The following is a 25,684-nucleotide window of genomic DNA, read 5'->3' as shown; positions in this document are numbered from 1 at the left end:
GGACTCGCCTCCGAGCCGCCCAGATCGCGATTAGCCCGCGAAAGTCGCTCTGCCCTTGGGGCACTTACTTGGCGGGCTTGGGCTTCTGTGCGGGTTTCGCGGGGGTGTCGTCCTCGCCGATCACGGGCGGGACGACCTGGCCCGGCTCGCCGACCACGTCGGACGGCTTCGACGCCGGCCGCGTCTTCGACTGGTGAGCCGTCTGGCCTCCCCCGCCTCCGCCCATCCCCATCATGGGCGCCATCCCCATCGGCATCATGGCCGAGCCCGTCCCGGTGGCTTGCCCCTGAACTGGAGCGGCCTGCACGGGTGCGACCTCGGGGACCAGCGCCTGCCCCTGCTCGATCAGCGGTTCCTGCGACCCGGTCTTGCGGCCGTCGGCGGGATCGGCGGCGGACGGCGACGTTGACTGTTCGTCGGACGCGGCACCGGAATCCGCTTCGCCGGCTTCCGCTTCGCCGGAGGCGGCCTTTCCCTGCTGCACCGGCGCATCCGCCGCAGCGGACTCGTCGTGGAGCTTGAACTCGTCCTGCGGGAACCGGTGAGCGATCTCGATGCTCCGCGAAGCGGCGTCAGGATCGTCGACACCGTCGCAAAGCCGCACGAAGCCCTCAAGGACATTGCGAGCTGCTTCGAAAAGCGCTTTGGCCGACTCCTGCGCCTCCTCCAGCTGAGTCCGCGCCCGCCGGACGCCGCCGACCGGCAGCATGGCGGTCTCGGAAGTCAGTTCGGCCGTATCGACCAGGACCTCGACGAGATCGGTCAGGATGCGACGGACCGACAGCACCAGCTCGTCGAGCGAGCCCGCCAGCGTGGTGAGGGCGTCTTCGACGTCGTTGCCCGCGACGTTGATGTCCGCGATGTACGCGACGAACGCATCGGCGTCCTTGCCTGACCACCCGGCGTCGAGACGGCCTAGGTCCTCCGAGAGTTCCTTCGAAACCGTCCCCGCGGTCGCTGCGGCTTTCCGGAGCCTGTCCGCCTCGGTTTTCAAGTCCTCCCAGCGCCCCGCCAGCGGGGTCAGGTAGGCCTCGACCGGATCGATCAGCCCCAGGTGGCCGGACAGCTCCGAAACGAAGTCGAGATGCGGCCTTGCCGCCTCGACCAGGTCCTCACCGCCCGCGCCGGTCGCGTTTAGCGGGCTAAACGCGACCGGGGCCACCTCGGGAGCGACAGGGCGTGCGGCCGCCATCGGGTGCGGGATGGAATCCGTCGGGTTCTCCGACTCGGCGATCATGCGGTTCAGAGCTCCACGGCGCGTTTGATGATCTGGGCTGCCTCGTCATCGTGCCCGGCGTGCCGCGCGGTCACCGTGTGCAGGGCCTCCGACGCCGACCGCAGCGCGGCAGCGCCTTCCACCAGCTGACGCCGGATGACCTCGGCCGCACGTCCGTAAGACGCACCGAGGCCCAGTTCCTCCCCCAGCGCGCCGTGGGACTCGACGGTGACGCCGTCCCCGGTCACGTCGGCGGCCGCCAGCTCGAGCTCTCCGGCGGCCGCGTCCACCCGCTTCGCGTAATCACCGACGACGACGCCGTCGATCTTCAGGCCGGCCACTGCACCCTCCACTCACCCGATACCGCTTGGGCGTTGAGACGCTCGCGCCGTCCTAAGGGTTCCCGCGATCAGTTACCCGCCGGAGCCTGCTGCGACTGCGGCGTGACCGAACCGGCCCGGTCGTCGATCGGCACGGTGTCGAACGCGCGAAGCACGTCCTGCGTGTTCAGTGAAGCACCGGTCGGCAGGATCCGGACGATCGACTCGGGTGCGGGCACCCGCTTGTTGAGCCCGATCGAGTCGGCCGTGACCGCGTCGGGGACGCCGTACCGGATCCCGCGATCGGAGATCAGCTGGATCGGTCCCTTGTCGAAGGTCTCCCTGCCCGTCGCCGACTGGACGACGGCCGCGAAACCGGGCTCCATGAAGAAACTGTTGATCGGCGCGCCGACCGGACCGGGGGTGCCGATCTTGACACCGGGCGCCGAACCGTCGGCGTTCCTGCCCTTCGGCAGCTTGTCGTCGACGAACACCGCGGTGTGCCCGTCCCTGCTGGCGCCTTCACCGGTGATGGACCAGCTCAGGCAGGAAACCCGCGAACCCTGGGTCGCGTTGAGCACCGTCGGCACGGCCTGGGGGTACGCGTCGAGCTCGACGAAGCCCTGCTGCCCCGCGGTCACCCGCGTGATGGTGCGGATCTTGCCCTGCGCCACGGACATCACCGAGGTGCTGCCGTCGTTCTTCCCGGTCTGGACGATGTCGGCGACCGCCGGGGAAACGGGCTGGATCCCTTCCTTCAGGATGATGTGGAAGTCCTTCCGCCCCTCGGCCTGCTCGGTGGAGAAGACGTCGCCGACCTTCAGGCCCTCGATCTGGAAGTTGGGGTTCTCCCCCTTGCCCTCGACGTCCGGCAGCTTCAGCTCCGGCACCTCGGGAATCGCGTCCAGCAGGCCCTGCGAAATCCCGCGAGGCTGATCGGGCAGCTTCAACGCGGAAAGGACCGCGCTCGCGTCAGGCTTGATCTCCGCCTTGACGGCGTTCGCGTTCGGGAGGTTGGGATTCGCCGCCAGCCGGTAGATCAGATAGGTCCTGCCGTTGGCCCCCTTGGCCAGCAGGGCCTCGTTCTGGCCGAGCTCACGGTTTCCGAGTTGCTTCACACCGGCGTAGACGGTCGTTTCCGTCTTCGTCAGATCGGGCTTCGGCACCGACGGGTCGTACATGACCTCGTCGCACACACCCCAGTCCGCGCTGACACGCTGGCCTTCCGTCGGCATCAGCTGCGGGCCGTTGGGAATGCCCATGAGCTGGCCGCGGGGAATGTTCTTCAGCTGTTCGTCCGAAACGACTGTGGGGTTCTTCACTTCGGAGGCCTGCGTGGGCCCGGAAGGCTTGGTTCCCGCCTGCTGCGCCCCCTGCTTCGACTGCGCGATGATCAGCAGCCGCGCGGAGGCGAGGTTGAAGGTCGGGATCAGTTTCTTCGGGTTCCCGGCCACGACGTAGACCGTCCCGGACTGTTCCCCGATGACGATGTTGCCCGCCTCCGGAACGGAGGGCTTCGGGCTCAGCAGTCCCCAGATCACGAAGACCAGGACGCCCAGCGCGGCCAGCACGACACCCACGATGGTGGCCCGCGTGTGCGTGCGCATCGGGTCGTGGAGCATGACTGCGTCGCGACGGACCAGCGCCGATTGCATTCGGCGCAGAACGAACTGATAAGCCTGAACTTGAGACTTAGTAGTCGGTGTTGATGGCATTCTCGACCTACAGTCCTCCCCGTCGCGGTACGGTTCCGCAGGATAGCCGTACGGGGACCGTCTGGTGTGGGGTTTCTACCAACTCCAGCTAGTGTCAAGTTCCTCGGGACCGGCTTTCCGGGTACGCAGCACGCACGAGGGGAAGAGAAAGCGCGGATGTCCGTCACCACTCCTCCACGTCCGCCCGGCCCTCCGGGGTCGCAACCTCCGGGCCGTCCTCCGGGACCGCCGCCAAGGCCAGGCAGACCAGGTGGTCCGGGTGGCCCGGCAGGGGGCCCGGGAGGCCCCGGTGTTCCTCGTGGCCCCGGCGGACCCGGTGGCCCTGGCGGACCGCAGGGCCCTGGTGGCCAGGGAGGGCCTGGGGGTCCCGGTGGGCCGGGAGGCCCCGGTGGGCCAGGTGGCCCTGGCGGTCCTCCGTCCGGTGGCCCTGGCCCGCAGTCCGGTCCTCCGCCCGCTCCCGTGACCCGGATCGCGGCGCCCTCGCGGCGCCGGACCGGTGGGATCAACCTCGGTCCGCTGCCCGTGGCGAATCTGGTCGTGCTCGAACTCGGGCTCGCGATCGGCCTCGTCCTGCTCGCGATCGAAATGAAGCTGAAGTACGTCGCGATCGGCGTGCTCGGGGTCGCGATCATCATCGCGTTCCTGCGCTGGGGCGGCCGCTGGTTCACCCAATGGGCTGGACTCACCCTGCGGTACATGTTCCGTTCGCACGATCGGGTGGCGAACCCGCTTCCGCCGAGCAGCATCGAGACGCTCGCCGCCGAAGAGGACGCCGTCACCGGCCCCGACGACGCCCGGGTGAACCTGCTGCGCCTCGCCGTCCCCGACCTCGTCGTCGCGCACGGTGTGGACCACGAACGCCAGCAGGTCGGTCTCGCTTGGAACGACGGGACGTGGACCGCGGTCCTGCTCGTCGAACCCGCGCCAGCGCTGATCACCCAGGCAGGTGGCGCGCCGAGCCTGCCGCTGTCCGCGCTCGCGCCGTGTCTCGAAGACCGCGGTGTGGTCCTCGACTCGATCCAGATGATCTGGCACTGCTACCCGGGTAGCGCGGCGCTTCCGTCGGACTCGCCGGCGCTCAGCTCCTACATGGAGGTGCTCGGCCCGCTGCCCGCGGCGGCGCGGCGCACAACGTGGGTCGCCATCCGGCTCGACCCGCGCCGGTGCCCGGCCGCCATCCGCGAACGCGGCGGCGGCGTCGTCGGTGCGCATCGCGCGCTGATCGGCGCGCTGTCCCGAGTGCGCAACGCCCTGGAGTCGCAGGGTGTGCCGACCCGGCCGCTCGATCCGGACGAGCTGCTGCGCTCCAGCATTTCGGCCGCGGAACTGACCGCGGTCGCCGGTTCGCCCGCGAAGGTCGGCCTGCAGGAACGCTGGACCGGCGTCACCGCGGCGGGCATCGGGCACGCGAGCTACGCGATCACCAGCTGGCCGAAGGGCAAGATCAGCGGCAGCCTGAACGCGCTGACCAGTGTCCGCGCGCTTTCGGCGACCGTGGCGATGTCGATCTCGCCGTCCGCGGACGAAGGCAAGATCGGCCTGCGGGGCATCGTGCGCCTGAGCGCGCGGAATCCGCGTGAACTGGACGCGGCCGACCAGCGGCTGCAGGGCGTCTCGGAGCGGCTGGGTGTGGCGCTGACTCCGTTGCGCGGCCTGCAGATCTCCGGGTTCTCCGCGACTTTGCCGATCGGAGGCACGGCATGAGCACCCGTATGCGTGACGCCGGGCAGAACGCCGGTGTCGCCCCGGAATTCACCGTCGACCCGGCGATGCTCGACGCGATCAGCCCGTCCGGCGACCGGGGCGGGATCGTCCTCGGCTCCGGGCTCAAGGGCGAGCCGCTGACGATCTCCGCGCTGCGCTCGACGCCGACCCGGATCGTGCTCGTCGGCGGCCTGTACCTGGCCCGCCAGGTGGCGCTGCGGGCGATGGCGGTCGGGGCGTGGGTCGTCGTGGCGACCGGTCGTCCGGCCGCGTGGCAGGTTCTTCCGCAGGCGGCGGGAAATCAGCCCAACGGCAGGCCTTCGCCGCTGGTGCAGATCCGGCGGCTGTCGCCGGTGGATCTCCCGCGCCCGTCCGAAGACGCGCCGCTGCTGGTGGTGACCGACGGCGGTCCGACGCCGCAGGACCTGTTCCCGCCGCGGTCTCCGTGGCAGACAACGGTCTACGTGCTGCCGTACCTGCACCCGCAGGCCGGGGCGACCGCGAACGCGGCCGACCTGGTGCTGATGCAGCGGCTCCCGCCGGGTCAGGCCGAACTGGCCGCGCGGATCTGGCGGCTCCCGCCGCAGATGATGAAGCAGCTCACGACGTTGAAGGACGACCAGGTCGTCGCGCTGGGCCGCAACCTCTGGCGTCCCCTTCGCCTGGTCACCACCGCGAAAGAACAGCAACTCCTGGGCCCAGTCCGGCGCGGCGACTAACCCAGACGCAGCGACTTTCGCGGGCTAATCGCGCTCCGCGGGGGCATTGTCCACATCGGACAGTGCCCCCGTTTTGCGTTCCGGCCGCGTCACGATTAGCCCGCGAAAGTCGACCTGGGGCGCGAGATTGGCTGTCAAGGGGCAATCGCGCTGGCTGTGGATAAGCGGGGGCTTGTGGATAAACTGCCCTCGGAAACCAGTGATGGGCATGGGTTGTCGGTCTTGCAGATCATCGTGTTCGCATGACCAAGCCATTTGATTCATCTCATCTCCCCGACATCTTCCGCGGCTCCGAGGCGCGCAAAGCGGGGCTCATCACGGCGAGCCGTCTGCGCGGTCCCAGCGTCCGGAGGCTGTTCCAGGACGTCTACACGCGCGCAGACGTCGAGGTCACACACGAATTGCGTTGCCGGGGCGCAGCGTTGCTGGCGCCTCCGGAAGCCGTGCTGACCGGACGATCGGCCGCGACCGTTCATGGTGTCGCACTGGCCAACCCCGGCGATCCGGTCGAGATGGTGGTACCCGAAAAACACCGCTTCGGCCCGATAGACGGCATCAAGATTCGGCGTACCGAGGTCAAGCCCGAAGAATCGAAGCCGTGGCACGGTATTCGTATCGCGCGTAGGAGCCGGATCGCACTGGATCTACTGCTCCGGCTTTCTCCGCGCAAATCCGGGTGGGTCCGACGGCTCCGCATCGGCGTCCCGGATCTGGACCAGTTCATGAGGGCTACGAAACTGACCGATCTGCATCTCAACGGGGAGTTCTACGGGCGCCGCAATCGGGGAATCCGCTTGGCCAGACATGCTTTGCGGCTGTCCGACCCTCGTGCGGAGTCACCCCCGGAATCGGAGGTCCGCATCGTGCTGGCCGCCGCGGGCATCACGGCGACACCTCAACTCGAGGTCTTCTCCCGAACCGGTCATTTCATCGCTCGCCTCGACCTCGGGGACGAGAAGTTCCGAGTCGCCATCGAGTACGACGGCCGATGGCACAACACACCGAAACAACAGGCGTACGACCGCAAACGCCGAAGACGGGCAGGAGCCGAAGGTTGGCGCTTCGTCATCGTCACCGCGGAAGACCTCGCGAACGACCTCAGAGACGTCGTCGAGGCCGTCTGGCGCGCCCGACGTGGCGCGTTTAGCCCGCTAACTGTGCCGCGGCCGGGTCAGGAGGAAGTGCGCATGGCGCGCGTTTGATCGGCACGGGAGGCGAGTTCGCTATCCGGCGGGTAGTCGACGGCCATCAGCGTCAGACCGTGTGCGGGAGCAACTGCGCTGTCGCGCGTGCGGCTCTCCAAGACGTCGCCGGGCCAATCCAGCGGACGACGACCGTCGCCGACCAGAAGCAGTGCCCCGACCAGGCTGCGCACCATCGAATGGCAGAACGCGTCGGCGGAGACGTCGACCTCGACCGCGTGCGGTCCGGTCCGCCGCCAGACAAGCCGCTGCAGCTCTCGAATAGTCGTCCCACCTTCGCGCTGCTTACAGAAAGCCGCGAAGTCTTGGAGCCCCATCAGAGACGCCGAAGCCTCGTTCATCGCGTCGATCGAGAGCGACCGTCCCCAGGCGAGCGTGTCGTGACGCCGTAAGGGATCCACGCCCCAAGGCGCATCCGAGACGCGGTAGAGGTAGTGCCTCCGCACGGCGGAAAACCGTGCGTCGAACCCGGGCGCGGCAACTCGGGCGCCCAGCACCCGCACGTCACCCGGCAGGTACCGGTTCCAGCGGTGCCGCATCCGCCCCAGGTCAGGAATGCCCTGCTCGTCCAGTTCCAGACGACCGGATCGCGTTTTGCCCGCTAAAGGCGACACGTCGACGTGGACCACCTGGCCGGCCGCGTGCACACCGGCATCGGTGCGGCCGGCGACGACGACGGACTTCGGGACCGAGGCTCCTGGAGGCTGTTTCGCGAGTGCCTCTTCGAGGACTCCCTGGACCGTCCGCCGCCCGGGCTGCCGGGCCCAGCCGGAGAAGTCGGTGCCGTCGTAGGAAACATCCAGACGCAGACGAACGAGCCCGCCCTCCGCAGTGGGAGTGGCGGGCTCGTCCGGGGTGTTCGGTGCCGTCAGGACGTCAGTCCTTCTTGCTGTCCGCGTCCGCGGCGGGGGCCTCAGCGGCCTCGTCGGCGGCGGGAGCCTCGGTGGCCTCCGGAGCCTCGGTGGCGGCCTTGTCGGCAGCCTCAGGGGCGTCGGTGGTCTCCTCGGCGGCCGGGGCGGCAGCCTTCGGCTCGTCCTTGGCGAACTTCGTCTTGCGCGCGGCCTCGGCCTCGGCGGTGACGGTCTTCTCGGCCACCAGCTCGATGACCGCCATGGGGGCGTTGTCGCCCTTGCGCGCCATCGTCTTGGTGATCCGGGTGTAGCCACCCGGACGCTCCGCGAAGAACGGGCCGATCTCGGCGATCAGCTTGTGCACGACATCCTTGTCGCGCACGATGCGCTGGATCTGACGACGGTTGTGCAGGTCGCCCCGCTTCGCCTTCGTGATCAGCTTCTCGGCCAGCGGGCGCACCCGCCGGGCCTTCGCCTCGGTCGTCGTGATCTTGCCGTGCTCGAACAGCTGGGTGGCCAGGTTGGCCAGGATCAGCCGTTCGTGCGCGGGCGACCCGCCGAGACGGGGTCCCTTTGTGGGGGTGGGCATCGGTTCTCCTCGTTCAGCTCACAGCTGGAGGCCGGGGCTCCCCCACCCCTACCGGTGAGGGAGCCGAAGCTGGCCTTACAGCTGCTCCGTCTCTGCGTAGTCCTGGCCATCGTCGTGGCCGTTGTCCGAAATTCCGTCCGTGATGCTGTCGACGCCCTCGGACCAGCCTTCACCGTCGTAGCTGGCCGCAGCCGCGGTCGGGTCGAACCCGGGCGGGCTGTCCTTCAGCGCGAGGCCGAGACCGACGAGCTTGAGCTTGACCTCGTCGATCGACTTCGCACCGAAGTTGCGGATGTCCAGCAGGTCGGCCTCGCTGCGCGAGACCAGTTCGCCGACGGTGTGGATGCCCTCGCGCTTGAGGCAGTTGTACGACCGGACGGTGAGGTCCAGGTCCTCGATCGGCATCGCGTAGGCGGCGATGGTGTCCGCCTCCTGCGGCGACGGGCCGATCTCGATGCCTTCGGCGTCGACGTTCAGCTCGCGCGCGAGACCGAACAGTTCCACCAGCGTCTTACCGGCCGACGCGACAGCGTCCCGCGGCGTGATCGACGGCTTCGTCTCCACGTCCAGGATCAGCTTGTCGAAGTCGGTGCGCTGCTCGACACGGGTGGCCTCGACCTTGTAGGTCACCTTCAGCACCGGGGAGTAGATGGAGTCGACCGGGATCCGGCCGATCTCCGCGCCCGCCTGCTTGTTCTGCAGGGCCGGAACGTAACCGCGGCCGCGCTCGACGACGAGCTCGATCTCGAGCTTGCCCTTGCCGTTCAGCGACGCGATGTGCAGATCCGGGTTGTGCACGGTGACACCGGCCGGGGGCACGATGTCGGCAGCGGTGACCTCACCGGGGCCCTGCTTGCGCAGGTACATGGTGACCGGCTCGTCCTCTTCCGAGGAGACCACGAGCTCCTTGAGGTTCAGGATGATGTCGGTGACGTCTTCCTTCACCCCGGGAACGGTGGTGAACTCGTGCAGCACGCCGTCGATGCGGATGCTCGTCACGGCCGCGCCCGGAATGGACGACAGCAGCGTACGACGCAGCGAGTTGCCGAGCGTGTAGCCGAAGCCGGGCTCCAGCGGTTCGATGGTGAACCGGGAGCGGGTCTCGTTGACCGTCTCTTCGCCGAGAGCCGGTCGCTGGGAAATCAGCATCTTTCCTATTTCCTTTCCAAACGGCGCCCGCCATATGACACCGAAAGGGATGGCGACGCGGCGGCGCATTCCGAGCGCCGCCGCGCGAACCCATACCGGGCCGGAGGATCTCCGGCCCGGTGATGGATCACTTCGAGTAGAGCTCGACGATCAGCTGTTCCTGAACCGGAACGTCGATCTGAGCGCGCTCCGGGAGCTGGTGGACCAGCACACGGAGATTGGACGGAACAACCTGGAGCCACGCGGGAACGGGACGTTCTCCGAACGACTCCTTGGCAGCGACGAAGGGCAGCATCGCGAACGACTTCGGCCGCACGTCGATGATGTCCCACTTGCTGACCTGGAACGAGGGCACGTTGACCTTGATGCCGTTGACCACGAAGTGACCGTGGCTCACCAGCTGACGCGCCTGACGGCGGGTGCGGGCGATACCGGCGCGGTAGATCACGTTGTCCAGACGGGACTCGAGGATCTGCAGCAGGTTCTCACCGGTCTTACCCGGACGCCGGACGGCTTCCTTGTAGTACCGGACGAACTGACGCTCGAGAACGCCGTAGGTGTAACGAGCCTTCTGCTTCTCCTGCGACTGCAGGAGGTACTCGGACTCCTTGATGCGCCCGCGGCCGTGCTGGCCCGGCGGGTAGGGGCGACGCTCGAAAGCCTGGTCGCCGCCAATGAGGTCAACCTTGAGGCGACGCGAAATACGCGTCGCGGGGCCGGTGTAACGAGCCATTTCTTCTTACTCCTCCCCGTTCCTCAGACCCGGCGCCGCTTGGGCGGGCGGCAGCCGTTGTGAGGCTGCGGGGTCACGTCCTGGATGGTGCCGACCTCGAGGCCGGCCGCCTGCAGCGAGCGGATCGCCGTCTCGCGGCCCGAACCCGGGCCCTTCACGAAAACGTCGACCTTCTTCATGCCGTGTTCGGCAGCCTTGCGGGCGGCGTTCTCGGCGGCCATCTGCGCGGCGAACGGGGTGGACTTACGCGAGCCCTTGAAGCCCACGTGACCACTCGACGCCCACGCGATCACGGCACCGGTGGGGTCCGTGATCGAGACGATGGTGTTGTTGAAGGTGCTCTTGATGTGCGCGTGGCCATGCGCGACATTCTTCTTTTCCTTGCGGCGGACCTTCTTGGCCCCCGCCGCAGTACGAGACTTCGGTGGCATGTTCTGAGGGTTCTCCTGTTAGCGCGCGTTCTCTTGGTGAGCGGCGACCGCTTCGGCCTGGCCGCGACGGATGATCGATCCGGCGTCGGTGTACAGGTTGCGGAGCGCCATCGGGCGGGCGTAGAGCGCCTTGGGCGAGACACAAGCCGAGCCGCGACGGCGGACGCCGCCCATCTGCACGACCTTCTTGCCCTGGACGCTCACTTCTTGCCAGCCTTCTTCTTGCCGGCGACCGTCTTCTTCGGACCCTTGCGGGTGCGGGCGTTGGTCTTGGTGCGCTGACCACGGACGGGCAGTCCGCGACGCCAGCGAAGGCCCTCGTAGCACCCGATCTCGATCTTCCGACGGATGTCGGCGTTCACCTCACGGCGAAGGTCACCCTCGACCTTGAAGTTCTCTTCGATGTAGACCCGCAGCTTGGCGAGGTCGTCATCGCTCAGATCCTTGACGCGAGTGTCCGCGTTGAGCTCGGCAGCCGCGACGAGCTGCTTCGAGCGGGTACGGCCGATGCCGTAGATGTAAGTCAGCGCGATCTCCAACCGCTTTTCGCGGGGGAGGTCTACGCCAGCGAGTCGTGCCATTGGCGTTGATGCTCCTTCATAGAATTCGTCTTCAGGTCTGCTCCCCGTCCGGTCCCGGGACCGACTCGCCTGTCGTGCCCTTGGCTTGCGCTTCGGGTGTCCCGGCCCCGGCCTGAAGTCCGGGGGTGAACCGGGCCGTTCGCACGGCCCGGCAGGTGCGGGGAGATTGTGTAGCCGTCAATCCACTCTGAACGAGTGCGAGTGATCAGCCCTGCCGCTGCTTGTGCCGCAGGTTTTCGCAGATCACCATGATCCGGCCGTGACGGCGGATCACCTTGCACTTGTCGCAGATCTTCTTGACGCTCGGCTGGACCTTCACGTCTCCTGCTCTCCTGCTTGTGCTAACTCGTCGTGATCACTTGTAGCGGTAGACGATGCGACCACGAGACAAGTCGTAGGGCGAGAGCTCCACGACAACCCTGTCCTCGGGCAGGATGCGGATGTAGTGCTGCCGCATCTTGCCGCTGATGTGTGCAAGGACCTTGTGGCCGTTCTCCAACTCGACGCGGAACATCGCGTTGGGGAGCGGCTCGACTACGCGGCCTTCGACCTCGATGGCCCCGTCTTTCTTGCCCATGTCCTCCGCATTTCCTGTCGCTACGCTGTGTTATCAGTCAGAGCTTGAGTGCTTGGCTGGGTGGTGCTTCGGCACACTCCTCCCCGGGTCCAATGTCCGTTCGCGAGAATTCACGAGCGCGCAGGATCCGGGCGCGATGAGTACACCGACTTGACAGTGTACGCAACCCGTGTCGTGAGCCCCAAACGGGGGGTAACCGTGTTAGGTGACCCGTGAGCCCACCGGTGGCGACCTCAACCATCGTACGCCTCCGCCGACCTGCGTTTAGCGGGCAAATCGCGCTCCGGCAGGCCTGTGACCTGGCGCGCTCGGCGGGGAGGTGCACCCGATGGGGCCAACGCCCGGGCGCCTCATCGGCGGGGCTCAGCACTGCGCCGACCAGCGGGCGGACTTGCGTTTAGCGGGCTAATCGCGATCCGGGGGCCACTTGCGTTTAGCGGGCTAAACGCGATCCGGGGCCAGGGGGATCAGGCGTCTTCGGGGGCTGTCAGCACCCACGGGCCGTCATCGGTGATGGCGACGGTGTGTTCCCAGTGCGAGGCCCGCGAGCCGTCCGCGGTCACGACGGTCCAGCCGTCCTCGAGTTCGACGGTCTCACCGCCGCCACCGGTCAGCATGGGCTCGATCGCGAGCGCCATCCCGGTCTTGAGCCGCGGGCCCTTGCCCGGCTTGCCCAGGTTCGGCAGGAAGGGGTCCATGTGCATCTGGCGCCCGATCCCGTGACCGCCGTATTCGACGATCATCCCGTACTCGACGCCGTCGTCCCGGCCCGCCTTCTCGGCTGCTGTCTGCACGGCGTACGAGATGTCCGTGAGCCGGCCACCTGCCGCCACCGCGGCGATCCCCGCCCACATCGCGGCCTCGGTGGCCGCCGAAAGCGCCAGATCCGCCTTCGACACCTCACCGATCGCGAGGGTGACCGCGGAGTCGCCGTGCCAGCCGTCGAGGATCGCGCCACAGTCGACGGAGATGATGTCGCCGTCGTTCAGGACCTGCGTCTTCGAGGGGATGCCGTGGACGATCTGCTCGTTCACCGAGGCGCAGATCGACGCCGGGAAGCCGTGGTAGCCCTTGAACGAGGGCACCGCACCGGCGTCGCGGATCGTCTGCTCGGCGAGTTCGTCGAGATCAGCCGTGGTCGCCCCCGGCTTGGCGATCTCGCGCACCGCGGTGAGGGTGCGCCAGACGACCAGGCCGGCGGCCCGCATCGCCTGGATCTCACCAGGGGTCTTGATTTCGATCATGCGCCCACGGCGAAGCCGTTGCAGTACACGCAGTCCTCCGAGGTTCACGTGCGGTCGCGCAGCGCTTCCAGCACGCGGGCGGAGATCTCGTCGACCGAGCCGACGCCGTCGACCGTGACGAGGATTTCCGCGTAGTACTCGAGCAGCGGAGCCGTCTCGGACACGTAGATCTGCTGACGGCGGCGAATGACCTCTTCGGTGTCGTCCGAGCGGCCGCGGGACAGCAGCCGCTCGACGACGACGTCTTCGGAGACCTGGAGCTGGATGACCGCGTTCAGCTCGGTGTCGACCTCGCCGAGGATCTCGCCGAGAACGTCCGCCTGCTTCGTGTTCCGGGGGAACCCGTCCAGCAGGAAGCCGACCTTGGCGTCGGGCTCGGCGAGGCGCTCCCGGACCATCTCGTTCGTGACCGAGTCGGGCACGAGTTCGCCGGAATCCAGGTAGCGCTTGGCCTCCTGACCCAGCGGCGTCTGCTCGCCCACGTGGGCGCGGAACAGATCGCCGGTCGAGATGTGCGGGATCCGGAGCTTCTCCGACAGTGCTACCGCCTGAGTACCTTTGCCCGCGCCAGGAGGGCCAACGAGAACCAGGCGCGTCACTTCAAGAACCCTTCGTAGTTACGTTGCATCAGCTGGCTTTCGATCTGCTTCACGGTGTCGAGACCGACACCGACCATGATCAGCACAGCCGTGCCACCGAACGGGAAGTTCTGGTTGTTCCCGCTACCGGTAACGGACAAGAAGAAGTTCGGAAGGATCGCGATGATGCCCAGGTACAGCGAGCCCGGCAGGGTGATCCGGCCGAGGACGTAGCTGAGGTATTCCGCGGTGGGACGCCCCGGGCGGATACCCGGGATGAAGCCACCGAACTTCTTCATTTCTTCCGCACGCTCGTCCACGTTGAACGTGATCGTGATGTAGAAGTACGTGAAGAAGATGATCAACGCGAAGTACAGCAGGACGTGCGCCCAGCTGGACTGGTTGACGATGTAGTTCTGGATGAAGACCTGCCAGCCGGAGTTGCTGTTGGCGTCGCCGACGAGGCGGGCGATCAGGTCCGGCAGGTAGAGCAGCGACGAGGCGAAGATGACCGGGATGACACCGGCCTGGTTCACCTTGATCGGCAGGTAGGTCGAGGTCCCGCCGTACATACGGCGGCCGATCATGCGCTTGGCGTACTGCACCGGGATCCGGCGCTGGCCCTGCTCGACGAAGATGACGCTGGCGATGATCACCAGGCCGAACACGCAGATCAAGGTGAAGACCACCGGGCCGGCGCTGCTGAGGATGTTGCCACCCTCGATCGGGATCCGGGCCGCGATGTTCAGGAAGATCAGGACGGACATGCCGTTGCCGACGCCGCGCTCGGTGATCAGCTCACCCAGCCACATCATGACGGCGGTACCGGCGGTCATCGTGACGACGATGATGGCCAGCGTGTAGACGCTGTTGTCCGGGATGATCGCGGTCTCGCACTGCGGGAAGAGCTGCTTGCGGTCGGCGAGCGCCACCACGCCGGTGGCCTGCAGGATCGCGAGCGCGATCGTCAGGTACCGGGTGTACTGGGTCAGCTTGCCCTGGCCGGCCTGGCCTTCCTTCTTCAGCTCCTCGAACCGCGGGATGACCACGGTGAGAAGCTGCACGATGATGCTCGCCGTGATGTACGGCATGATGCCGGTCGAGAACAGCGAGAGCTGCAGTAGCGCACCGCCGCTGAACAGGTTCAGCAGCTGATAGACGCCCTCCTGCGACCCGGTTTCCGTACATTGCTGGACGGCGGAGTACGAGATGCCCGGGGCCGGGATGGTGGCACCGATTCGGTAGACCGCGACGATGGCTAGCGTGAACAGGATCTTCTTACGTAGATCCGGCGTCGCGAGAGCCGAGCGGAAGGCGCTGAGCACGCGGGGGACCTCCTCGGCGTCGTCGGCTGTCTTACCGACGATCGGCTTGGCCGACCTGGGGCCGGCGGGAACACACAGCTTTCTGGCACAAGCCAGGAACGCTTCGGGGCACACTCGTCCCGAAGCGTGTCGCCGACTCTAACAGCTTCACAGGGCGTGTCCGCAGTGCGTGTGGGTTTTCCGAACGAAGGTTGGTCCGCAGGGTTGATCGACTTCCGCATCTTGCTCCGGAACCTTGACAGAACGCCCTGTCGTACCTTGCTTTCCGGGCCCATCAGATCGCGATTAGGGGCCTAAACGCACCGTGATCAGGGAGCGGGTTCAGGAGCTCGAAGCGGCGAGGGCGCCCGCCATACCGAGCAGCACGACTCCGGTGCCGCGATCGACGTTGCGAGTGGCCCGGCGGGACAGCCGGAGCGACTTCACGAGCGTGCCGACGCCGATGTAGGTCGCGCCCGCGACGAATTCGGCGAGCAGGTAGACGGCGCCGAGGATCGCGATCTGGGTGGAAAAGGAGCCGTGAGCTGCGTCGATGAACTGGGGCACGAACGCGGTGAAGATGAGGATCGCCTTCGGGTTCGTGATCGCGACGACGAATTCCTTCCTCGCGATCCGCAGGGCCGGTACGGATTCAGTGCCCCGAGGCTCCTGGAGCAGCGCGGTCCGGTCGCCGCGGAACGTCGACCACAACAGCCGTCCGCCGATCCAAAGCAGGTAGGCGACACCTGCCCATTTGATCACCGTGAGTGCAAGTTCAGAGGCGGCGAGGAGCTGTCCGAGTCCTGCGGCGACGGCCGTGATCAACACGGTGAACGCGGCCAATCGGCCTAACAGCCCGGCGAGCCCTTTCCATGTCCCTTGGGTCATGCCGTGGTGCAGGCCGAGCAGATTGTTCGCCCCTGGCGTAAAAGCCACGAGCACCGCCGCCCCGAAAAAGACCATCACCCAAGTCATCGGCCACCTCCTCCCCCACCGTATCGGCCGAGGCGAGCGCGTTTAGCGGGCTAATCGCGCTCTTTCGGGCCGGGATCCGGCGGTGGGGCGAAGGCCGAGTAGTCCGGCGGCGGCTCGGGCTGCGGCTCCGGCGGGAGCACCGTGATGGAGATGCCGTGTTTCGGCGTGGGCATATCCGCGAGACCCGGATCCTCGGCCAGCGAGAGCTCGGGCTCCTCGACGCGGTGACTCATGACCGCCGCGCCTGCCGCGGCGACGACAGCGGCGAAAAGAGCCCAGATACCCGCGTCGAACGTCAGCGTACCGTCGGTGGGTTCACCCAGTTGGTGTCCGAAGCCCTGCATGGCGGCGGTGACGACCACCCCGGTGAGGAACACCGCCGCGCAGGTGCTGAGCCATCGGTCCAGGCTGCCCGGCCGTCGCAGCCGGGCGGCGCGAGCGCTGACGATCGCGGCCGCCAGGAGGATCGCCGCGGCGATCAGCAAGGGAGCACCGACAGGCGACGCTGCCGTGACGAGGGAGGGACCACCGTCCTGGATGATCTTCGTTTCCCACGCGCCCTGGACGACCACGATCACGATCTTGTCGGCGCGATCGAAGCCGAGCCGATGCTCCGTGGTGAAGAACGGGAAGAAACAGCCCACGAGGGTCATGACCAGTGCGAGGGTGGCCAGCCCCGCGGCGACGAGCCTGCGGGGCTCGGGCTTGCCGGTTCGAGCGGGCTCTGCCACCGGATCCAGGGGACCCGCCACCGAGACGACCGTCGGCGGCGCGTCCGTCTGCTGCTGGAAGGGCCGCGGATCCTGCCCAGGAGGTGTGTCCACCTCGCGATCCTTCCAGCTCGCTCCCCCGCCCGCCACGCTCGCGACCCAGGTCCGACCTGCGTTTAGCCCCCTAATCGCGATCTGGGCACGGGGAGCCCAGGCGGCCTCCGGATCGCGATTAGGGGGCTAAACGCACGTCGGCCGACCGAGTGAGCGCAAGCGAAAGGCCCGCCGGGCGGAGCCGGGCGGGCCTTTCGGTGAAGCGAGCGAAGAAAGCTCAGAGCGTGGTGGCGGAGCCACCGGCGGCGGAGAGCTTCTCCTTGGCGGAGCCGGAGAAAGCATCGGCGGTGACGTCCAGCTTGACGCCGTTCACGTCACCGTTGCCGAGCACCTTCACGAGCTTGTTCTTGCGAACAAGACCCTTCGCGACGAGCTCCTCGTTGCCGACCTTGCCACCGTCCGGGAAAACGCGGGCGATGTCGCCCAGGTTCACCGGCTGGTACTCGGTGCGGAAGCGGTTCTTGAAGCCGCGAAGCTTCGGGAGCCGCATGTGGATGGGCATCTGCCCACCCTCGAAACCGGCGGGCACGTTCTTCCGGGCCTTGGTGCCCTTGGTACCGCGACCGGCGGTCTTGCCCTTCGAGCCCTCACCACGGCCGACGCGCATCTTCTCGCGCTTCGCGCCCGGAGCCGGACGAAGGTGGTGGATCTTGATGGCAGTCATGCCTTGACCTCCTCGACCTCCACCAGGTGGCGGACCGTGTGGATGAGGCCGCGAACCTGGGGGGTGTCTTCACGCACGACACTCTGCCGGATCTTGCGCAGCCCGAGGGTGCGCAGCGATTCGCGGTGGTTGTGCTTCGTGCCGATCTTGCTCTTGACCTGGGTCACCTTGAGCTGAGTCATGTCAGACCCCCTGGCCCGCACGCTGACGCAGCATCCGAGCGGGAGCGACGTCCTCGAGCGGGAGACCGCGGCGGGCCGCGACCTCTTCGGGACGCTGCAGACCCTTCAGGGCCGCCACGGTCGCGTGCACGATGTTGATCGCGTTGTCGGAGCCGAGAGACTTCGACAGCACGTCGTGGACACCCGCGCACTCCAGCACCGCGCGGACCGGACCACCGGCGATGACACCGGTACCGGCGGAAGCCGGACGCAGCAGCACGACACCGGCGGCTTCCTCACCCTGGATCGGGTGGGGAATGGTGCCACCGACGCGGGGAACGCGGAAGAAGTTCTTCTTCGCTTCCTCGACGCCCTTGGCGATGGCCGCGGGAACTTCCTTGGCCTTGCCGTAGCCGACGCCGACCTGACCGTCGCCGTCACCGACGACCACCAGGGCGGTGAAGCTGAAGCGACGACCACCCTTGACGACCTTGGCGACGCGGTTGATCGTCACGACCTTCTCGAGGTGCGGGGTCTTGTCCTGGCCGGCCCCGCCACGACCGCTGTCGCGACGATCCCGGCCGCCACCGCGGCGTTCATTGCGGTCGTTGCCGCCCTGCCCGCCGGGTCCGCCCTGGCCGCCGCCGAATTGCCGTGTACGTCCCGGCATCAGGCTTTCCTTCCATTCACGAGCATCTGCATCAGAATTCCAACCCCGCTTCACGCGCGGCGTCGGCGAGCGCGGCGATGCGGCCGTGGTAGGCGTTGCCGCCACGGTCGAACACCACGGTCGAGACACCGGCGTTCTTGGCGCGGGCGGCGACGAGTTCCCCGACCTTGGCGGCCTTGGCCTTCTTGTCGCCGTCCAGGGCGCGGACGTCCGCCTCGAGGGTGGACGCCGACGCCAGGGTCTTGCCGGCGAGGTCGTCGATCAGCTGCACGGCGATGTGCCGCGACGAACGCTTGACGACCAGGCGCGGACGCTGGTCCGTGCCGTTGATCTTCTTGCGAAGGCGGAAGTGCCGACGGGCCTTCGCGACGCGGCGGCGGGTCGAAATGTCCTTGCCGACCGGCTTGCGCTTCGTAGTCGTGTCGCTCATGATCACTTACCCGTCTTTCCGACCTTGCGGCGGATCTTCTCACCCTCGTAGCGCAGGCCCTTGCCCTTGTACGGGTCCGGGCGGCGCAGCTTGCGGATGACCGCGGCGATCTGGCCGACCTTCTGCTTGTCGATGCCCGAAACCGAGAACCGGGTGGGGGTCTCGACCTTGAAGGTGATGCCTTCGGGGGCCTCGATCTTCACCGGGTGGCTGTAGCCGAGGGCGAACTCGAGGTCCGAGCCCTTGGCCTGCACGCGGTAACCGACACCGTGGATTTCGAGCTTCTTCTCGTAGCCCTCGGTCACACCGACGACGAGGTTGTTGACCAGCGTCCGGGTGAGACCGTGCAGGGCACGGCTGGTGCGCTCCTCGTCGGGACGCTTCACCTGGAGCGTGCCGTCGGCGTGCTCCACGGTGATCGGCTCGGCGATGACGTGTTCAAGGGTGCCCTTGGGCCCCTTGACCTTGATCTGCTGACCTTCGATGGTCACCTCGACCCCGGAGGGGACGGCGACCGGCAGCTTTCCAATGCGTGACATGTCTGTGCCCCCTTCCTTACCAGACGTAGGCGAGGACTTCGCCGCCCACGCTGTTTCGCTTGGCCTGACGGTCGGTCTGGAGCCCGGAGGACGTCGAGATGATCGCGACGCCGAGGCCACCGAGAACGTTCGGCAGTTCGGTCGATTTTGCGTAGACCCGCAGGCCGGGCTTGGACACGCGGCGGAGGCCGGCGATGCTGCGCTCACGGTTGGGGCCGTACTTCAGCTCCACGATGAGGTTCTTGTGCTTCTCGCCCGGCTCGTCGCGGTAGCTCGCGATGTAGCCCTCGCGCTTGAGGATCTCGGCGATGTTCGCCTTGATCTTCGAGTGGGGAAGCACGACCTCGTCGTGGTAAGCCGAGTTCGCGTTACGCAGACGGGTCAAGAAGTCTGCGATGGGGTCGGTCATCGTCATGGTGACCTGTCAACCTTTCTCGCCCTGGTTCCCTGCACAACTGCGGGGCCTGTGGCGAAGTGGGAGTTCTGTATCCGATTGTTTGCCAATCCGACCGGCAGCCACGGCGGAAAGGGTCCAGATGAGCCGGTTGGCTCAGACCGTATCCGCCTGCTTTGGGGCCGGATTGGCAAAGGAGACTCTTACCAGCTGGACTTGCGGACGCCGGGCAGCTCGCCCGCGTGTGCCATCTCGCGAAGGCAGATCCGGCAGAGCCCGAACTTGCGGAACACCGAGTGCGGGCGACCGCACCGCTGGCAGCGCGTGTAACCGCGCACCTTGAACTTCGGCGTCTTCGCGGCCTTGTGGACCAGTGCTTTCTTGGCCATCGACTCAGTTCTCCTTGAACGGGAAGCCGAGCTTGCGAAGCAGCGCGCGACCCTCGTCGTCGGTGTTGGCGGTGGTGACGACAGTGACGTCCATACCGCGCGGGCGGTCGATGGCGTCCGGATCGATCTCGTGGAACATCGACTGCTCGTTGAGACCGAACGTGTAGTTGCCGTTGCCGTCGAACTGCTTCGGCGAAAGCCCGCGGAAGTCACGGATACGCGGCAGCGCGATGGTCAGCAGCCGGTCGAGGAACTCCCACATCCGGTCGTTGCGCAGCGTGACGCGCGCACCGATCGGCTGGCCCTCACGCAGCTTGAACTGCGCGATGGACTTGCGAGCCTTGCGAACCTCGGGCTTCTGCCCGGTGATCGCGGCCAGGTCCTTGATGGCGCCTTCGATCAGCTTGCTGTCACGGGCGGCGTCACCGACACCCATGTTCACGACGACCTTGACGACGCCCGGGATCTGGTGGACGTTCTCGAAGGAGAACTCCTCCTGGAGCTGTCCCTTGATCTCCTCGCGGTACCGCACCTTCAGGCGCGGGGCGATCTTCTCTGCGGTGGTCATGATCAGATGTCCTTACCGTTACGGCGCGAGACCCGGACCTTCTTGCCGTCCTCGCCGATGCGGTAGCCCACCCGGGTCGGCTTGCCGTCGGAGTCGACGACCATCACGTTCGACACGTGGATGGGCGCCTCCTGGGTGACGATGCCACCGGACTGCGCGCCACGCTGGGTCTGGGAGATCCGGGTGTGCTTCTTGATCCGGTTCACGCCCTCGACCAGCACGCGCTCGCGCTCGGGGTAGGCCTGAATGACCTTGCCCTTGGCGCCCTTGTCCTTGCCGGCGACGACGACGACCGTGTCGCCCTTCTTCACCTTCATGCTCTACAACACCTCCGGCGCGAGCGAAATGATCTTCATGAACTTTCGGTCGCGCAGCTCGCGGCCCACCGGGCCGAAGATGCGGGTGCCACGGGGCTCATTGTCGTTCTTGATGAGCACAGCAGCGTTCTCGTCGAAGCGGATGTAAGAACCGTCCGGACGACGGCGCTCCTTGCGCGTGCGAACGATGACCGCCTTGACGACGTCACCCTTCTTCACGCCGGCAGCCGGCATGGCGTCCTTCACGGTGGCGACGATGATGTCGCCGATACCCGCGTAGCGCCGCCCCGAACCGCCGAGAACGCGGATGCAAAGGATTTCCTTCGCGCCCGTGTTGTCGGCAACCCGAAGCCGCGACTCCTGCTGGATCACGTCAACTCCTGTATGTCGCGCTGGTTCTCGCGTGCGAACGCGAGCCTTGCGGAACTAAGGGACTCAAAAAGAGCCCTACTTACTTGGCCTTCTCCACGATCTGCACCAGGCGCCAGCGCTTGGTCGCCGACAGCGGGCGGGTCTCCATCAAGGTGACCTTGTCGCCCGTGCCCGCCTCGTTGTTCTCGTCGTGCACCTTGACCTTCTTGGTGCTGCGGAGAACCTTGGCGTAACGGCGGTGCTTCTTGCGGTCCTCGAGCTCGACCACGATCGTCTTGTTCATCTTGTCCGAGACGACATAGCCCTCACGGACCTTGCGGTCGTTGCGGCCGGCCGCCTCGGTGGGCTGCTCGCTCATGCGGCACCTTCACTCTCGGCGTCAGGGGAAACGGACAGGCCGAGTTCACGCTCGCGCATGACCGTGTAGATCCGCGCGATGTCCGTACGGACGGTACGCAGACGGCGGTTGTTGTCGAGCTGTCCGGTCGCCATCTGGAAGCGGAGGTTGAAAAGCTCCTCCTTGTATTCCTTCAGACGCAGGACAAGCTCTTCCGCGGTGAGCTCACGAAGCTCCGACGTCTGGGCGATACCAGCCTTCGCCATCAGAACTCACCACCTTCACGGGTAACGATGCGGCACTTCATGGGCAGCTTGTGGATCGCGCGACGGAGCGCCTCACGGGCGGTCTCCTCGTTCGGGAACGAGATCTCGAACATGACGCGGCCCGGCTTCACGTTGGCGATCCACCACTCGGGCGAGCCCTTACCGGAACCCATGCGGGTTTCCGCCGGCTTCTTGGTCAGCGGGCGGTCCGGGTAGATGGTCGTCCACACCTTGCCGCCACGCTTGATGTGACGCGTCATGGCGATACGAGCGGACTCGATCTGCCTGTTGGTCACGTAGCTGTGCTCAAGCGCCTGGATGCCGTACTCGCCGAAGCTGACCTTCGTACCGCCCTTGGCGGCACCGTGGCGCTTCGGGGAGTGCTGCTTCCGGTGCTTGACCCTGCGCGGGATGAGCACGTGTCAGCCCTCCGTCTTTTCTGCAGTCTCAGCAGCCGGGGCCTCGGTGGCCGCGGGGGCGGTGTCGTCGCTCTTGGCGGCGGCAGCTGCCCGACCGGCTTCGGTCGAGGTCGGCGTCGTACCCGACGCACCGGAACGGCGCGGGCGGGTCGGGCGGTCACCACGGTCACGGCGCGGGGCACGCTCGGCGGCCGCGGCGGCGTCGCGCGCCTCACGGGCCTTGAGTCCACCCACGAGCTCGCCCTTGTAGATCCACACCTTCACGCCGATGCGACCGAACGTCGTCTTGGCCTCGAAGAAGCCGTAGTCGATGTCGGCACGCAGCGTGTGCAGCGGGACGCGGCCATCGCGGTAGTGCTCGGAGCGGGACATCTCGGCACCGCCGAGACGACCGCCGCACTGCACGCGGATGCCCTTGACCTGCGGCGAACGCATGGAGGTCTGGATCGCCTTGCGCATCGCGCGGCGGAACGCCACACGGTTGCTCAGCTGCTCCGCGACACCCTGAGCGACGAGCTGGGCGTCGGCCTCGGGGTTCTTGACCTCGAGGATGTTCAGCTGGACCTGCTTGGCGGTCAGCTTCTCCAGCGCGCCGCGGATCCGGTCGGCTTCCGCACCACGACGGCCGATGACGATGCCCGGCCGGGCGGTGTGGATGTCGACGCGGACACGGTCACGGGTGCGCTCGATCTCGACCTTGGAGATCCCGGCGCGCTCCATGCCCGTGGACAGCAGCTTCCGGATCTTGACGTCCTCGGCCACGTACTCCGCGTACTGCTTGTCGGCGTACCAACGCGACTTCCAGTCCGTGGTGATACCCAGGCGGAAGCCGTGCGGGTTGATCTTCTGGCCCACTACCGGCCACCTGCCTTCTTCTTGCCCTGTGCCTTCTTGGCCTCGGCCTTGGGACGCGACTCCACCTCGACGGTGATGTGGCTGGTCCGCTTGCGGATCCGGTACGCGCGGCCCTGGGCCCGCGGACGGATGCGCTTGAGGGTCGGGCCCTCGTCGGCGTAGGCGTTCTTGACCCAGAGGGTGTCCGGGTCGAGATCGAGGTTGTTTTCGGCGTTGGCCACGGCGCTGGCGAGCACCTTCGCGACCGGCTCGCTTGCCGCCTGCGGGGCGAACTGGAGCACGGCCAAGGCGTCGGCGGCGCTACGTCCCTTGATCAGCTCGATCACCCGGCGCACCTTGGTAGGTGAGTCCCGGACGAAGCGAGCCCGCGCGTAAGCCGTCGGCAATGCCTCGGCCACGTCGTTCTGGGCGTTCATCGCTAGCTTCCTTGTTCTCTCGTGCCCGCTCAGCGGCGGCGCGACTTGCGGTCGTCCTTGATGTGGCCCTTGAAGGTCCGAGTCGGGGCGAATTCGCCCAACTTGTGACCCACCATCGCCTCGGTGACGAACACCGGGACGTGCTTGCGACCGTCGTGCACCGCGATCGTGTGACCCAGGAAGTCCGGGATGATCGTGGAGCGTCGCGACCAGGTCTTGATGACGGTCTTCTTGCCCGACTCGTTGAGAACGTCCACCTTCTTGAGCAGGTGGTCGTCCACGAAGGGGCCCTTTTTGAGGCTACGTGGCATGTTCTTCTACCTCCCTGCTCAGCGCTTCTTGCCGGTACGCCGGCGGCGGACGATCATGGCGTCGGAGGCCTTGCGGCGGCGGGTGCGGCCTTCGGGCTTTCCGTTCGGGTTCACCGGGTGGCGACCACCGGAGGTCTTACCCTCACCACCACCGTGCGGGTGGTCGACCGGGTTCATGACGACACCACGGACGGTGGGGCGCTTGCCGCGCCAGCGGTTACGACCCGCCTTGCCCCAGTTGATGTTGGAGTGGTCGGAGTTGCCGACCTCGCCGATGGTGGCGCGGTTGCGCACGTCGACGTTCCGGATCTCGCCCGACGGGAGACGAAGCTGGGCGTAAGGCCCGTCCTTCGCCACCAGCTGCACCTTGGCACCGGCGGACCGCGCCATCTTCGCGCCGCCACCGGGGCGGAGCTCGATCGCGTGGATCACGGTGCCGACCGGGATGTTGCGCAGCGGCAGGTTGTTACCCGGCTTGATGTCGGCGCGGGGGCCGTTCTCAACCGTGTCACCCTGCTTGAGCTTCTCCGGGGCGATGATGTAGCGCTTCTCGCCGTCGGCGTAGTGCAGGAGCGCGATACGAGCGGACCGGTTGGGGTCGTACTCGATGTGCGCGACCTTGGCGGGAACGCCGTCCTTGTCGTTCCGGCGGAAGTCGATCAGCCGGTACGCGCGCTTGTGGCCACCGCCCTTGTGACGGGTGGTGATCTTGCCGCTGGAGTTACGGCCGCCGGTCTTGCTCAGCGGACGCAGCAGCGACTTCTCCGGGGTGGACCGAGTGATCTCGGCGAAGTCGGAGACGCTGGAACCGCGACGACCCGGGGTCGTCGGCTTGTACTTGCGGATGCCCATGTGTCAGCTCAGTCCTTTACGCGGTGGGTCCGCCGAAGATCTCGATCGGCTTGCTCTCAGCCGAAAGAGTCACGATGGCGCGCTTGGTGTCCTTGCGCTTGCCGAAGCCGGCGCGAGTCCGCTTACGCTTGCCCTGGCGGTTGAGGGTGTTGACACTGACCACCTTGACGCCGAACACCTTCTCGACCGCGATCTTGATCTGGGTCTTGTTGGCGTCCGGGCGAACCACGAACGTGTACTTGTGGTCCTCGAGCAGCCCGTAGGACTTCTCGGAGATCACCGGCGCGAGCAAGATGTCGCGGGGATCGGGGATGGCGATCGCACTCACTGCTCGTCACTCCCTTCAACCTCGCTCGACCGGGCCGAAGCCTTCGCGCCCTTGCCCCTGACGGGACCGGCGACGAAAACGTCGTAAGCGGCCTTGGTGAACACCACGTCGTCGTTGACCAACACGTCGTAGGTGTTGAGCTGGTCGGGCGTGATGATGTGGACCTCGGCCAGGTTGCGCAGCGAGTTCCAGCTCAGCTCGTCGTCGCGGTGCAGGACCACGAGAACACGCTTGGCCTGGGTCACCGCGGCGATGATGGCCTTGGCGGACTTGGTGGACGGCCTCTCGCCGGTCACCAGTTCGGTGACGACGTGCAGCTGTCCGGCACGGGCCCGGTCGGAGAGGGCGCCACGGAGAGCGGCGGCCTTCATCTTCTTCGGGGTCCGCTGGGTGTAGTCACGCGGCGTGGGGCCGTGGACGACGCCACCACCGGTGAACTGCGGCGCACGGGTCGAACCCTGGCGGGCGCGGCCGGTGCCCTTCTGACGGTACGGCTTCTTGCCACCACCGCGGACTTCACCGCGGGTCTTGGTGTCATGCGTTCCCTGGCGCGCGGCGGCCAGCTGGCCCACCACGACCTGGTGCATGAGGGGCACGTTGGCCTGCACGTCGAAGATCTCCGAGGGGAGGTCGACCGTGCCGTCGGCTTTACCGGCCGGGGTCTTCAGCTCGACGCTGCTCATC

At 67.0% G+C, this 25,684-nt stretch carries 40 protein-coding genes; 4 read left to right on the top strand and 36 right to left on the bottom strand.

Annotation, left to right across the window (positions count from 1 at the left end):
- Window positions 1–64 precede the first annotated feature (64 nt).
- The 3 genes from ACLJRM_RS11720 to eccB form a co-directional block, all read right to left on the bottom strand.
- Window positions 65–1,237, bottom strand: coding sequence for a WXG100 family type VII secretion target (locus ACLJRM_RS11720; protein WP_410662992.1), 1,173 nt, complete (start codon window positions 1,235–1,237; stop codon window positions 65–67).
- Window positions 1,238–1,242: 5 nt separating this feature from the next.
- On the bottom strand, window positions 1,243–1,557 hold the full coding sequence (locus ACLJRM_RS11715; protein WP_101612185.1) for a hypothetical protein: 315 nt from the start codon (window positions 1,555–1,557) through the stop codon (window positions 1,243–1,245).
- Window positions 1,558–1,625: 68 nt separating this feature from the next.
- Window positions 1,626–3,251 carry a type VII secretion protein EccB gene (gene eccB, locus ACLJRM_RS11710; protein WP_101612184.1) on the bottom strand — a complete coding sequence of 542 codons (1,626 nt, stop codon included), beginning with the start codon at window positions 3,249–3,251 and terminating at the stop codon, window positions 1,626–1,628.
- A 259-nt stretch (window positions 3,252–3,510) separates the two neighbouring features.
- On the opposite strand from eccB, the gene ACLJRM_RS11705 reads away from it, so the two are divergent.
- The 4 genes from ACLJRM_RS11705 to ACLJRM_RS11690 all read left to right on the top strand — a co-directional run bounded on the left by ACLJRM_RS11705 (window position 3,511) and on the right by ACLJRM_RS11690 (window position 6,876).
- Entirely contained in the window at window positions 3,511–3,714 is a 204-nt protein-coding gene (locus ACLJRM_RS11705; protein ID WP_410662991.1) for a hypothetical protein, read from the top strand.
- A 59-nt stretch (window positions 3,715–3,773) separates the two neighbouring features.
- Window positions 3,774–4,955 carry a type VII secretion protein EccE gene (gene eccE, locus ACLJRM_RS11700; protein WP_168214643.1) on the top strand — a complete coding sequence of 394 codons (1,182 nt, stop codon included), beginning with the start codon at window positions 3,774–3,776 and terminating at the stop codon, window positions 4,953–4,955.
- Window positions 4,952–5,674: a hypothetical protein gene (locus tag ACLJRM_RS11695; protein WP_101612183.1), complete on the top strand. Its 723-nt coding sequence runs from the start codon at window positions 4,952–4,954 to the stop codon at window positions 5,672–5,674. Before eccE ends, ACLJRM_RS11695 begins: the two co-directional genes overlap by 4 nt.
- A 242-nt stretch (window positions 5,675–5,916) precedes the next feature.
- Window positions 5,917–6,876: an endonuclease domain-containing protein gene (locus tag ACLJRM_RS11690; RefSeq protein WP_410662990.1), complete on the top strand. Its 960-nt coding sequence runs from the start codon at window positions 5,917–5,919 to the stop codon at window positions 6,874–6,876.
- Here ACLJRM_RS11690 and truA read toward each other — a convergent pair.
- From truA to rplD, 33 genes are all read right to left on the bottom strand, one after another.
- A complete protein-coding gene (gene truA, locus ACLJRM_RS11685) occupies window positions 6,846–7,679 on the bottom strand; it encodes a tRNA pseudouridine(38-40) synthase TruA (RefSeq protein WP_410663178.1) in 834 nt (277 codons plus the stop codon). The two genes, ACLJRM_RS11690 and truA, sit on opposite strands and share 31 nt — an antisense overlap.
- A 73-nt stretch (window positions 7,680–7,752) precedes the next feature.
- Entirely contained in the window at window positions 7,753–8,316 is a 564-nt protein-coding gene (rplQ, locus tag ACLJRM_RS11680; RefSeq protein ID WP_101612181.1) for a 50S ribosomal protein L17, read from the bottom strand.
- Window positions 8,317–8,391: 75 nt separating this feature from the next.
- Window positions 8,392–9,465, bottom strand: coding sequence for a DNA-directed RNA polymerase subunit alpha (locus ACLJRM_RS11675; protein WP_005166811.1), 1,074 nt, complete (start codon window positions 9,463–9,465; stop codon window positions 8,392–8,394).
- 127 nt (window positions 9,466–9,592) lie between these two features.
- The gene (gene rpsD / locus ACLJRM_RS11670) at window positions 9,593–10,198 is read right to left on the bottom strand and encodes a 30S ribosomal protein S4 (protein WP_101612180.1); all 606 of its coding nucleotides are present in this window, start codon (window positions 10,196–10,198) and stop codon (window positions 9,593–9,595) included.
- A 23-nt stretch (window positions 10,199–10,221) separates the two neighbouring features.
- On the bottom strand, window positions 10,222–10,629 hold the full coding sequence (rpsK, locus tag ACLJRM_RS11665) for a 30S ribosomal protein S11 (protein ID WP_004558885.1): 408 nt from the start codon (window positions 10,627–10,629) through the stop codon (window positions 10,222–10,224).
- A gap of 18 nt (window positions 10,630–10,647) precedes the next feature.
- Window positions 10,648–10,833: a hypothetical protein gene (locus ACLJRM_RS11660; protein WP_034304268.1), complete on the bottom strand. Its 186-nt coding sequence runs from the start codon at window positions 10,831–10,833 to the stop codon at window positions 10,648–10,650.
- On the bottom strand, window positions 10,830–11,210 hold the full coding sequence (rpsM, locus tag ACLJRM_RS11655) for a 30S ribosomal protein S13 (RefSeq protein WP_101612179.1): 381 nt from the start codon (window positions 11,208–11,210) through the stop codon (window positions 10,830–10,832). Before rpsM ends, ACLJRM_RS11660 begins: the two co-directional genes overlap by 4 nt.
- A 205-nt stretch (window positions 11,211–11,415) precedes the next feature.
- Window positions 11,416–11,529, bottom strand: a complete 114-nt coding sequence (gene rpmJ, locus ACLJRM_RS11650; RefSeq protein WP_004558882.1) for a 50S ribosomal protein L36 — start codon at window positions 11,527–11,529, stop codon at window positions 11,416–11,418.
- 36 nt (window positions 11,530–11,565) lie between these two features.
- Window positions 11,566–11,787 (bottom strand): translation initiation factor IF-1, encoded by a 222-nt coding sequence (gene infA / locus ACLJRM_RS11645; protein WP_005166804.1) that lies wholly within the window; start codon window positions 11,785–11,787, stop codon window positions 11,566–11,568.
- Window positions 11,788–12,254: 467 nt separating this feature from the next.
- A complete protein-coding gene (gene map / locus ACLJRM_RS11640) occupies window positions 12,255–13,031 on the bottom strand; it encodes a type I methionyl aminopeptidase (protein WP_101612178.1) in 777 nt (258 codons plus the stop codon).
- A 44-nt stretch (window positions 13,032–13,075) separates the two neighbouring features.
- Window positions 13,076–13,630, bottom strand: coding sequence for an adenylate kinase (locus ACLJRM_RS11635; protein WP_101612177.1), 555 nt, complete (start codon window positions 13,628–13,630; stop codon window positions 13,076–13,078).
- The gene (gene secY / locus ACLJRM_RS11630; protein ID WP_101612176.1) at window positions 13,627–14,934 is read right to left on the bottom strand and encodes a preprotein translocase subunit SecY; all 1,308 of its coding nucleotides are present in this window, start codon (window positions 14,932–14,934) and stop codon (window positions 13,627–13,629) included. Before secY ends, ACLJRM_RS11635 begins: the two co-directional genes overlap by 4 nt.
- Before the next feature lie 321 nt (window positions 14,935–15,255).
- A complete protein-coding gene (locus ACLJRM_RS11625; RefSeq protein WP_410662989.1) occupies window positions 15,256–15,888 on the bottom strand; it encodes a LysE family translocator in 633 nt (210 codons plus the stop codon).
- A 50-nt stretch (window positions 15,889–15,938) separates the two neighbouring features.
- Complete coding sequence (locus ACLJRM_RS11620) at window positions 15,939–16,712, bottom strand: hypothetical protein (RefSeq protein ID WP_410662988.1); 774 nt, start codon at window positions 16,710–16,712, stop codon at window positions 15,939–15,941.
- A 217-nt stretch (window positions 16,713–16,929) separates the two neighbouring features.
- A complete protein-coding gene (rplO, locus tag ACLJRM_RS11615; RefSeq protein WP_101612174.1) occupies window positions 16,930–17,376 on the bottom strand; it encodes a 50S ribosomal protein L15 in 447 nt (148 codons plus the stop codon).
- Window positions 17,373–17,558: a 50S ribosomal protein L30 gene (rpmD, locus tag ACLJRM_RS11610; protein WP_076163011.1), complete on the bottom strand. Its 186-nt coding sequence runs from the start codon at window positions 17,556–17,558 to the stop codon at window positions 17,373–17,375. Before rpmD ends, rplO begins: the two co-directional genes overlap by 4 nt.
- Window position 17,559: 1 nt before the next feature.
- On the bottom strand, window positions 17,560–18,207 hold the full coding sequence (gene rpsE, locus ACLJRM_RS11605) for a 30S ribosomal protein S5 (RefSeq protein ID WP_076163010.1): 648 nt from the start codon (window positions 18,205–18,207) through the stop codon (window positions 17,560–17,562).
- 31 nt (window positions 18,208–18,238) lie between these two features.
- Window positions 18,239–18,637, bottom strand: coding sequence for a 50S ribosomal protein L18 (rplR, locus tag ACLJRM_RS11600; protein WP_076163415.1), 399 nt, complete (start codon window positions 18,635–18,637; stop codon window positions 18,239–18,241).
- Window positions 18,638–18,639: 2 nt separating this feature from the next.
- Window positions 18,640–19,176, bottom strand: a complete 537-nt coding sequence (gene rplF, locus ACLJRM_RS11595) for a 50S ribosomal protein L6 (RefSeq protein WP_101612173.1) — start codon at window positions 19,174–19,176, stop codon at window positions 18,640–18,642.
- Window positions 19,177–19,192: 16 nt separating this feature from the next.
- The gene (gene rpsH, locus ACLJRM_RS11590; RefSeq protein ID WP_101612172.1) at window positions 19,193–19,591 is read right to left on the bottom strand and encodes a 30S ribosomal protein S8; all 399 of its coding nucleotides are present in this window, start codon (window positions 19,589–19,591) and stop codon (window positions 19,193–19,195) included.
- Window positions 19,592–19,773: 182 nt separating this feature from the next.
- Window positions 19,774–19,959: a type Z 30S ribosomal protein S14 gene (locus ACLJRM_RS11585; RefSeq protein WP_005166789.1), complete on the bottom strand. Its 186-nt coding sequence runs from the start codon at window positions 19,957–19,959 to the stop codon at window positions 19,774–19,776.
- Between the two features lie 4 nt (window positions 19,960–19,963).
- Window positions 19,964–20,527 (bottom strand): 50S ribosomal protein L5, encoded by a 564-nt coding sequence (rplE, locus tag ACLJRM_RS11580; RefSeq protein WP_101612171.1) that lies wholly within the window; start codon window positions 20,525–20,527, stop codon window positions 19,964–19,966.
- A gap of 2 nt (window positions 20,528–20,529) precedes the next feature.
- A complete protein-coding gene (gene rplX, locus ACLJRM_RS11575) occupies window positions 20,530–20,844 on the bottom strand; it encodes a 50S ribosomal protein L24 (RefSeq protein ID WP_076163007.1) in 315 nt (104 codons plus the stop codon).
- A 3-nt stretch (window positions 20,845–20,847) separates the two neighbouring features.
- Window positions 20,848–21,216 (bottom strand): 50S ribosomal protein L14, encoded by a 369-nt coding sequence (rplN, locus tag ACLJRM_RS11570; RefSeq protein WP_005166785.1) that lies wholly within the window; start codon window positions 21,214–21,216, stop codon window positions 20,848–20,850.
- A 79-nt stretch (window positions 21,217–21,295) separates the two neighbouring features.
- Entirely contained in the window at window positions 21,296–21,574 is a 279-nt protein-coding gene (gene rpsQ, locus ACLJRM_RS11565; RefSeq protein WP_101612170.1) for a 30S ribosomal protein S17, read from the bottom strand.
- A complete protein-coding gene (rpmC, locus tag ACLJRM_RS11560; protein WP_076163005.1) occupies window positions 21,571–21,819 on the bottom strand; it encodes a 50S ribosomal protein L29 in 249 nt (82 codons plus the stop codon). Before rpmC ends, rpsQ begins: the two co-directional genes overlap by 4 nt.
- On the bottom strand, window positions 21,819–22,238 hold the full coding sequence (rplP, locus tag ACLJRM_RS11555) for a 50S ribosomal protein L16 (RefSeq protein ID WP_004558864.1): 420 nt from the start codon (window positions 22,236–22,238) through the stop codon (window positions 21,819–21,821). The genes rpmC and rplP overlap by 1 nt, the downstream gene beginning before the upstream one ends.
- A gap of 3 nt (window positions 22,239–22,241) precedes the next feature.
- Window positions 22,242–23,093, bottom strand: a complete 852-nt coding sequence (gene rpsC, locus ACLJRM_RS11550) for a 30S ribosomal protein S3 (protein WP_101612169.1) — start codon at window positions 23,091–23,093, stop codon at window positions 22,242–22,244.
- Complete coding sequence (rplV, locus tag ACLJRM_RS11545) at window positions 23,093–23,509, bottom strand: 50S ribosomal protein L22 (RefSeq protein ID WP_005166780.1); 417 nt, start codon at window positions 23,507–23,509, stop codon at window positions 23,093–23,095. Before rplV ends, rpsC begins: the two co-directional genes overlap by 1 nt.
- A gap of 29 nt (window positions 23,510–23,538) precedes the next feature.
- The gene (rpsS, locus tag ACLJRM_RS11540; protein ID WP_026468892.1) at window positions 23,539–23,820 is read right to left on the bottom strand and encodes a 30S ribosomal protein S19; all 282 of its coding nucleotides are present in this window, start codon (window positions 23,818–23,820) and stop codon (window positions 23,539–23,541) included.
- A gap of 18 nt (window positions 23,821–23,838) precedes the next feature.
- On the bottom strand, window positions 23,839–24,672 hold the full coding sequence (rplB, locus tag ACLJRM_RS11535) for a 50S ribosomal protein L2 (RefSeq protein ID WP_101612168.1): 834 nt from the start codon (window positions 24,670–24,672) through the stop codon (window positions 23,839–23,841).
- A 16-nt stretch (window positions 24,673–24,688) separates the two neighbouring features.
- Window positions 24,689–25,000: a 50S ribosomal protein L23 gene (rplW, locus tag ACLJRM_RS11530; protein ID WP_101612167.1), complete on the bottom strand. Its 312-nt coding sequence runs from the start codon at window positions 24,998–25,000 to the stop codon at window positions 24,689–24,691.
- Entirely contained in the window at window positions 24,997–25,683 is a 687-nt protein-coding gene (gene rplD / locus ACLJRM_RS11525; protein WP_101612166.1) for a 50S ribosomal protein L4, read from the bottom strand. Before rplD ends, rplW begins: the two co-directional genes overlap by 4 nt.
- Between the last annotated feature and the right edge of the window lies 1 nt (window position 25,684).

Source organism: Amycolatopsis sp. lyj-84, assembly GCF_046549075.1.
GTDB lineage: Bacteria > Actinomycetota > Actinomycetes > Mycobacteriales > Pseudonocardiaceae > Amycolatopsis.
Note: the sequence above shows the minus strand (reverse complement) of the source record. Positions and strands in the feature narration are given on the sequence as shown.

Excerpts from the sequence above, each read along its gene's own strand:
- ACLJRM_RS11585 (WP_005166789.1), bottom strand. The coding sequence starts at position 19,959 with ATGGCCAAGAAAGCACTGGTCCACAAGGCCGCGAAGACGCCGAAGTTC.
- rplF (WP_101612173.1), bottom strand. The coding sequence starts at position 19,176 with ATGTCACGCATTGGAAAGCTGCCGGTCGCCGTCCCCTCCGGGGTCGAG.
- ACLJRM_RS11720 (WP_410662992.1), bottom strand. The coding sequence starts at position 1,237 with ATGATCGCCGAGTCGGAGAACCCGACGGATTCCATCCCGCACCCGATG.
- infA (WP_005166804.1), bottom strand. The coding sequence starts at position 11,787 with ATGGGCAAGAAAGACGGGGCCATCGAGGTCGAAGGCCGCGTAGTCGAG.
- rplV (WP_005166780.1), bottom strand. The coding sequence starts at position 23,509 with ATGAACGCCCAGAACGACGTGGCCGAGGCATTGCCGACGGCTTACGCG.
- ACLJRM_RS11690 (WP_410662990.1), top strand. The coding sequence starts at position 5,917 with ATGACCAAGCCATTTGATTCATCTCATCTCCCCGACATCTTCCGCGGC.
- rplX (WP_076163007.1), bottom strand. The coding sequence starts at position 20,844 with ATGAAGGTGAAGAAGGGCGACACGGTCGTCGTCGTCGCCGGCAAGGAC.
- ACLJRM_RS11675 (WP_005166811.1), bottom strand. The coding sequence starts at position 9,465 with ATGCTGATTTCCCAGCGACCGGCTCTCGGCGAAGAGACGGTCAACGAG.
- ACLJRM_RS11625 (WP_410662989.1), bottom strand. The coding sequence starts at position 15,888 with ATGACTTGGGTGATGGTCTTTTTCGGGGCGGCGGTGCTCGTGGCTTTT.
- rpmC (WP_076163005.1), bottom strand. The coding sequence starts at position 21,819 with ATGGCGAAGGCTGGTATCGCCCAGACGTCGGAGCTTCGTGAGCTCACC.
- rplO (WP_101612174.1), bottom strand. The coding sequence starts at position 17,376 with ATGACTGCCATCAAGATCCACCACCTTCGTCCGGCTCCGGGCGCGAAG.
- rplB (WP_101612168.1), bottom strand. The coding sequence starts at position 24,672 with ATGGGCATCCGCAAGTACAAGCCGACGACCCCGGGTCGTCGCGGTTCC.
- eccB (WP_101612184.1), bottom strand. The coding sequence starts at position 3,251 with ATGCCATCAACACCGACTACTAAGTCTCAAGTTCAGGCTTATCAGTTC.
- rpsS (WP_026468892.1), bottom strand. The coding sequence starts at position 23,820 with ATGCCACGTAGCCTCAAAAAGGGCCCCTTCGTGGACGACCACCTGCTC.
- rpsE (WP_076163010.1), bottom strand. The coding sequence starts at position 18,207 with ATGCCGGGACGTACACGGCAATTCGGCGGCGGCCAGGGCGGACCCGGC.
- ACLJRM_RS11695 (WP_101612183.1), top strand. The coding sequence starts at position 4,952 with ATGAGCACCCGTATGCGTGACGCCGGGCAGAACGCCGGTGTCGCCCCG.
- rplD (WP_101612166.1), bottom strand. The coding sequence starts at position 25,683 with ATGAGCAGCGTCGAGCTGAAGACCCCGGCCGGTAAAGCCGACGGCACG.
- rpsM (WP_101612179.1), bottom strand. The coding sequence starts at position 11,210 with ATGGCACGACTCGCTGGCGTAGACCTCCCCCGCGAAAAGCGGTTGGAG.
- rplQ (WP_101612181.1), bottom strand. The coding sequence starts at position 8,316 with ATGCCCACCCCCACAAAGGGACCCCGTCTCGGCGGGTCGCCCGCGCAC.
- rpsH (WP_101612172.1), bottom strand. The coding sequence starts at position 19,591 with ATGACGATGACCGACCCCATCGCAGACTTCTTGACCCGTCTGCGTAAC.
- rplE (WP_101612171.1), bottom strand. The coding sequence starts at position 20,527 with ATGACCACCGCAGAGAAGATCGCCCCGCGCCTGAAGGTGCGGTACCGC.
- rpsQ (WP_101612170.1), bottom strand. The coding sequence starts at position 21,574 with ATGAGCGAGCAGCCCACCGAGGCGGCCGGCCGCAACGACCGCAAGGTC.
- rpsD (WP_101612180.1), bottom strand. The coding sequence starts at position 10,198 with ATGGCTCGTTACACCGGCCCCGCGACGCGTATTTCGCGTCGCCTCAAG.
- rplR (WP_076163415.1), bottom strand. The coding sequence starts at position 18,637 with ATGAGCGACACGACTACGAAGCGCAAGCCGGTCGGCAAGGACATTTCG.
- map (WP_101612178.1), bottom strand. The coding sequence starts at position 13,031 with ATGATCGAAATCAAGACCCCTGGTGAGATCCAGGCGATGCGGGCCGCC.
- rpmD (WP_076163011.1), bottom strand. The coding sequence starts at position 17,558 with ATGACTCAGCTCAAGGTGACCCAGGTCAAGAGCAAGATCGGCACGAAG.
- rpsK (WP_004558885.1), bottom strand. The coding sequence starts at position 10,629 with ATGCCACCGAAGTCTCGTACTGCGGCGGGGGCCAAGAAGGTCCGCCGC.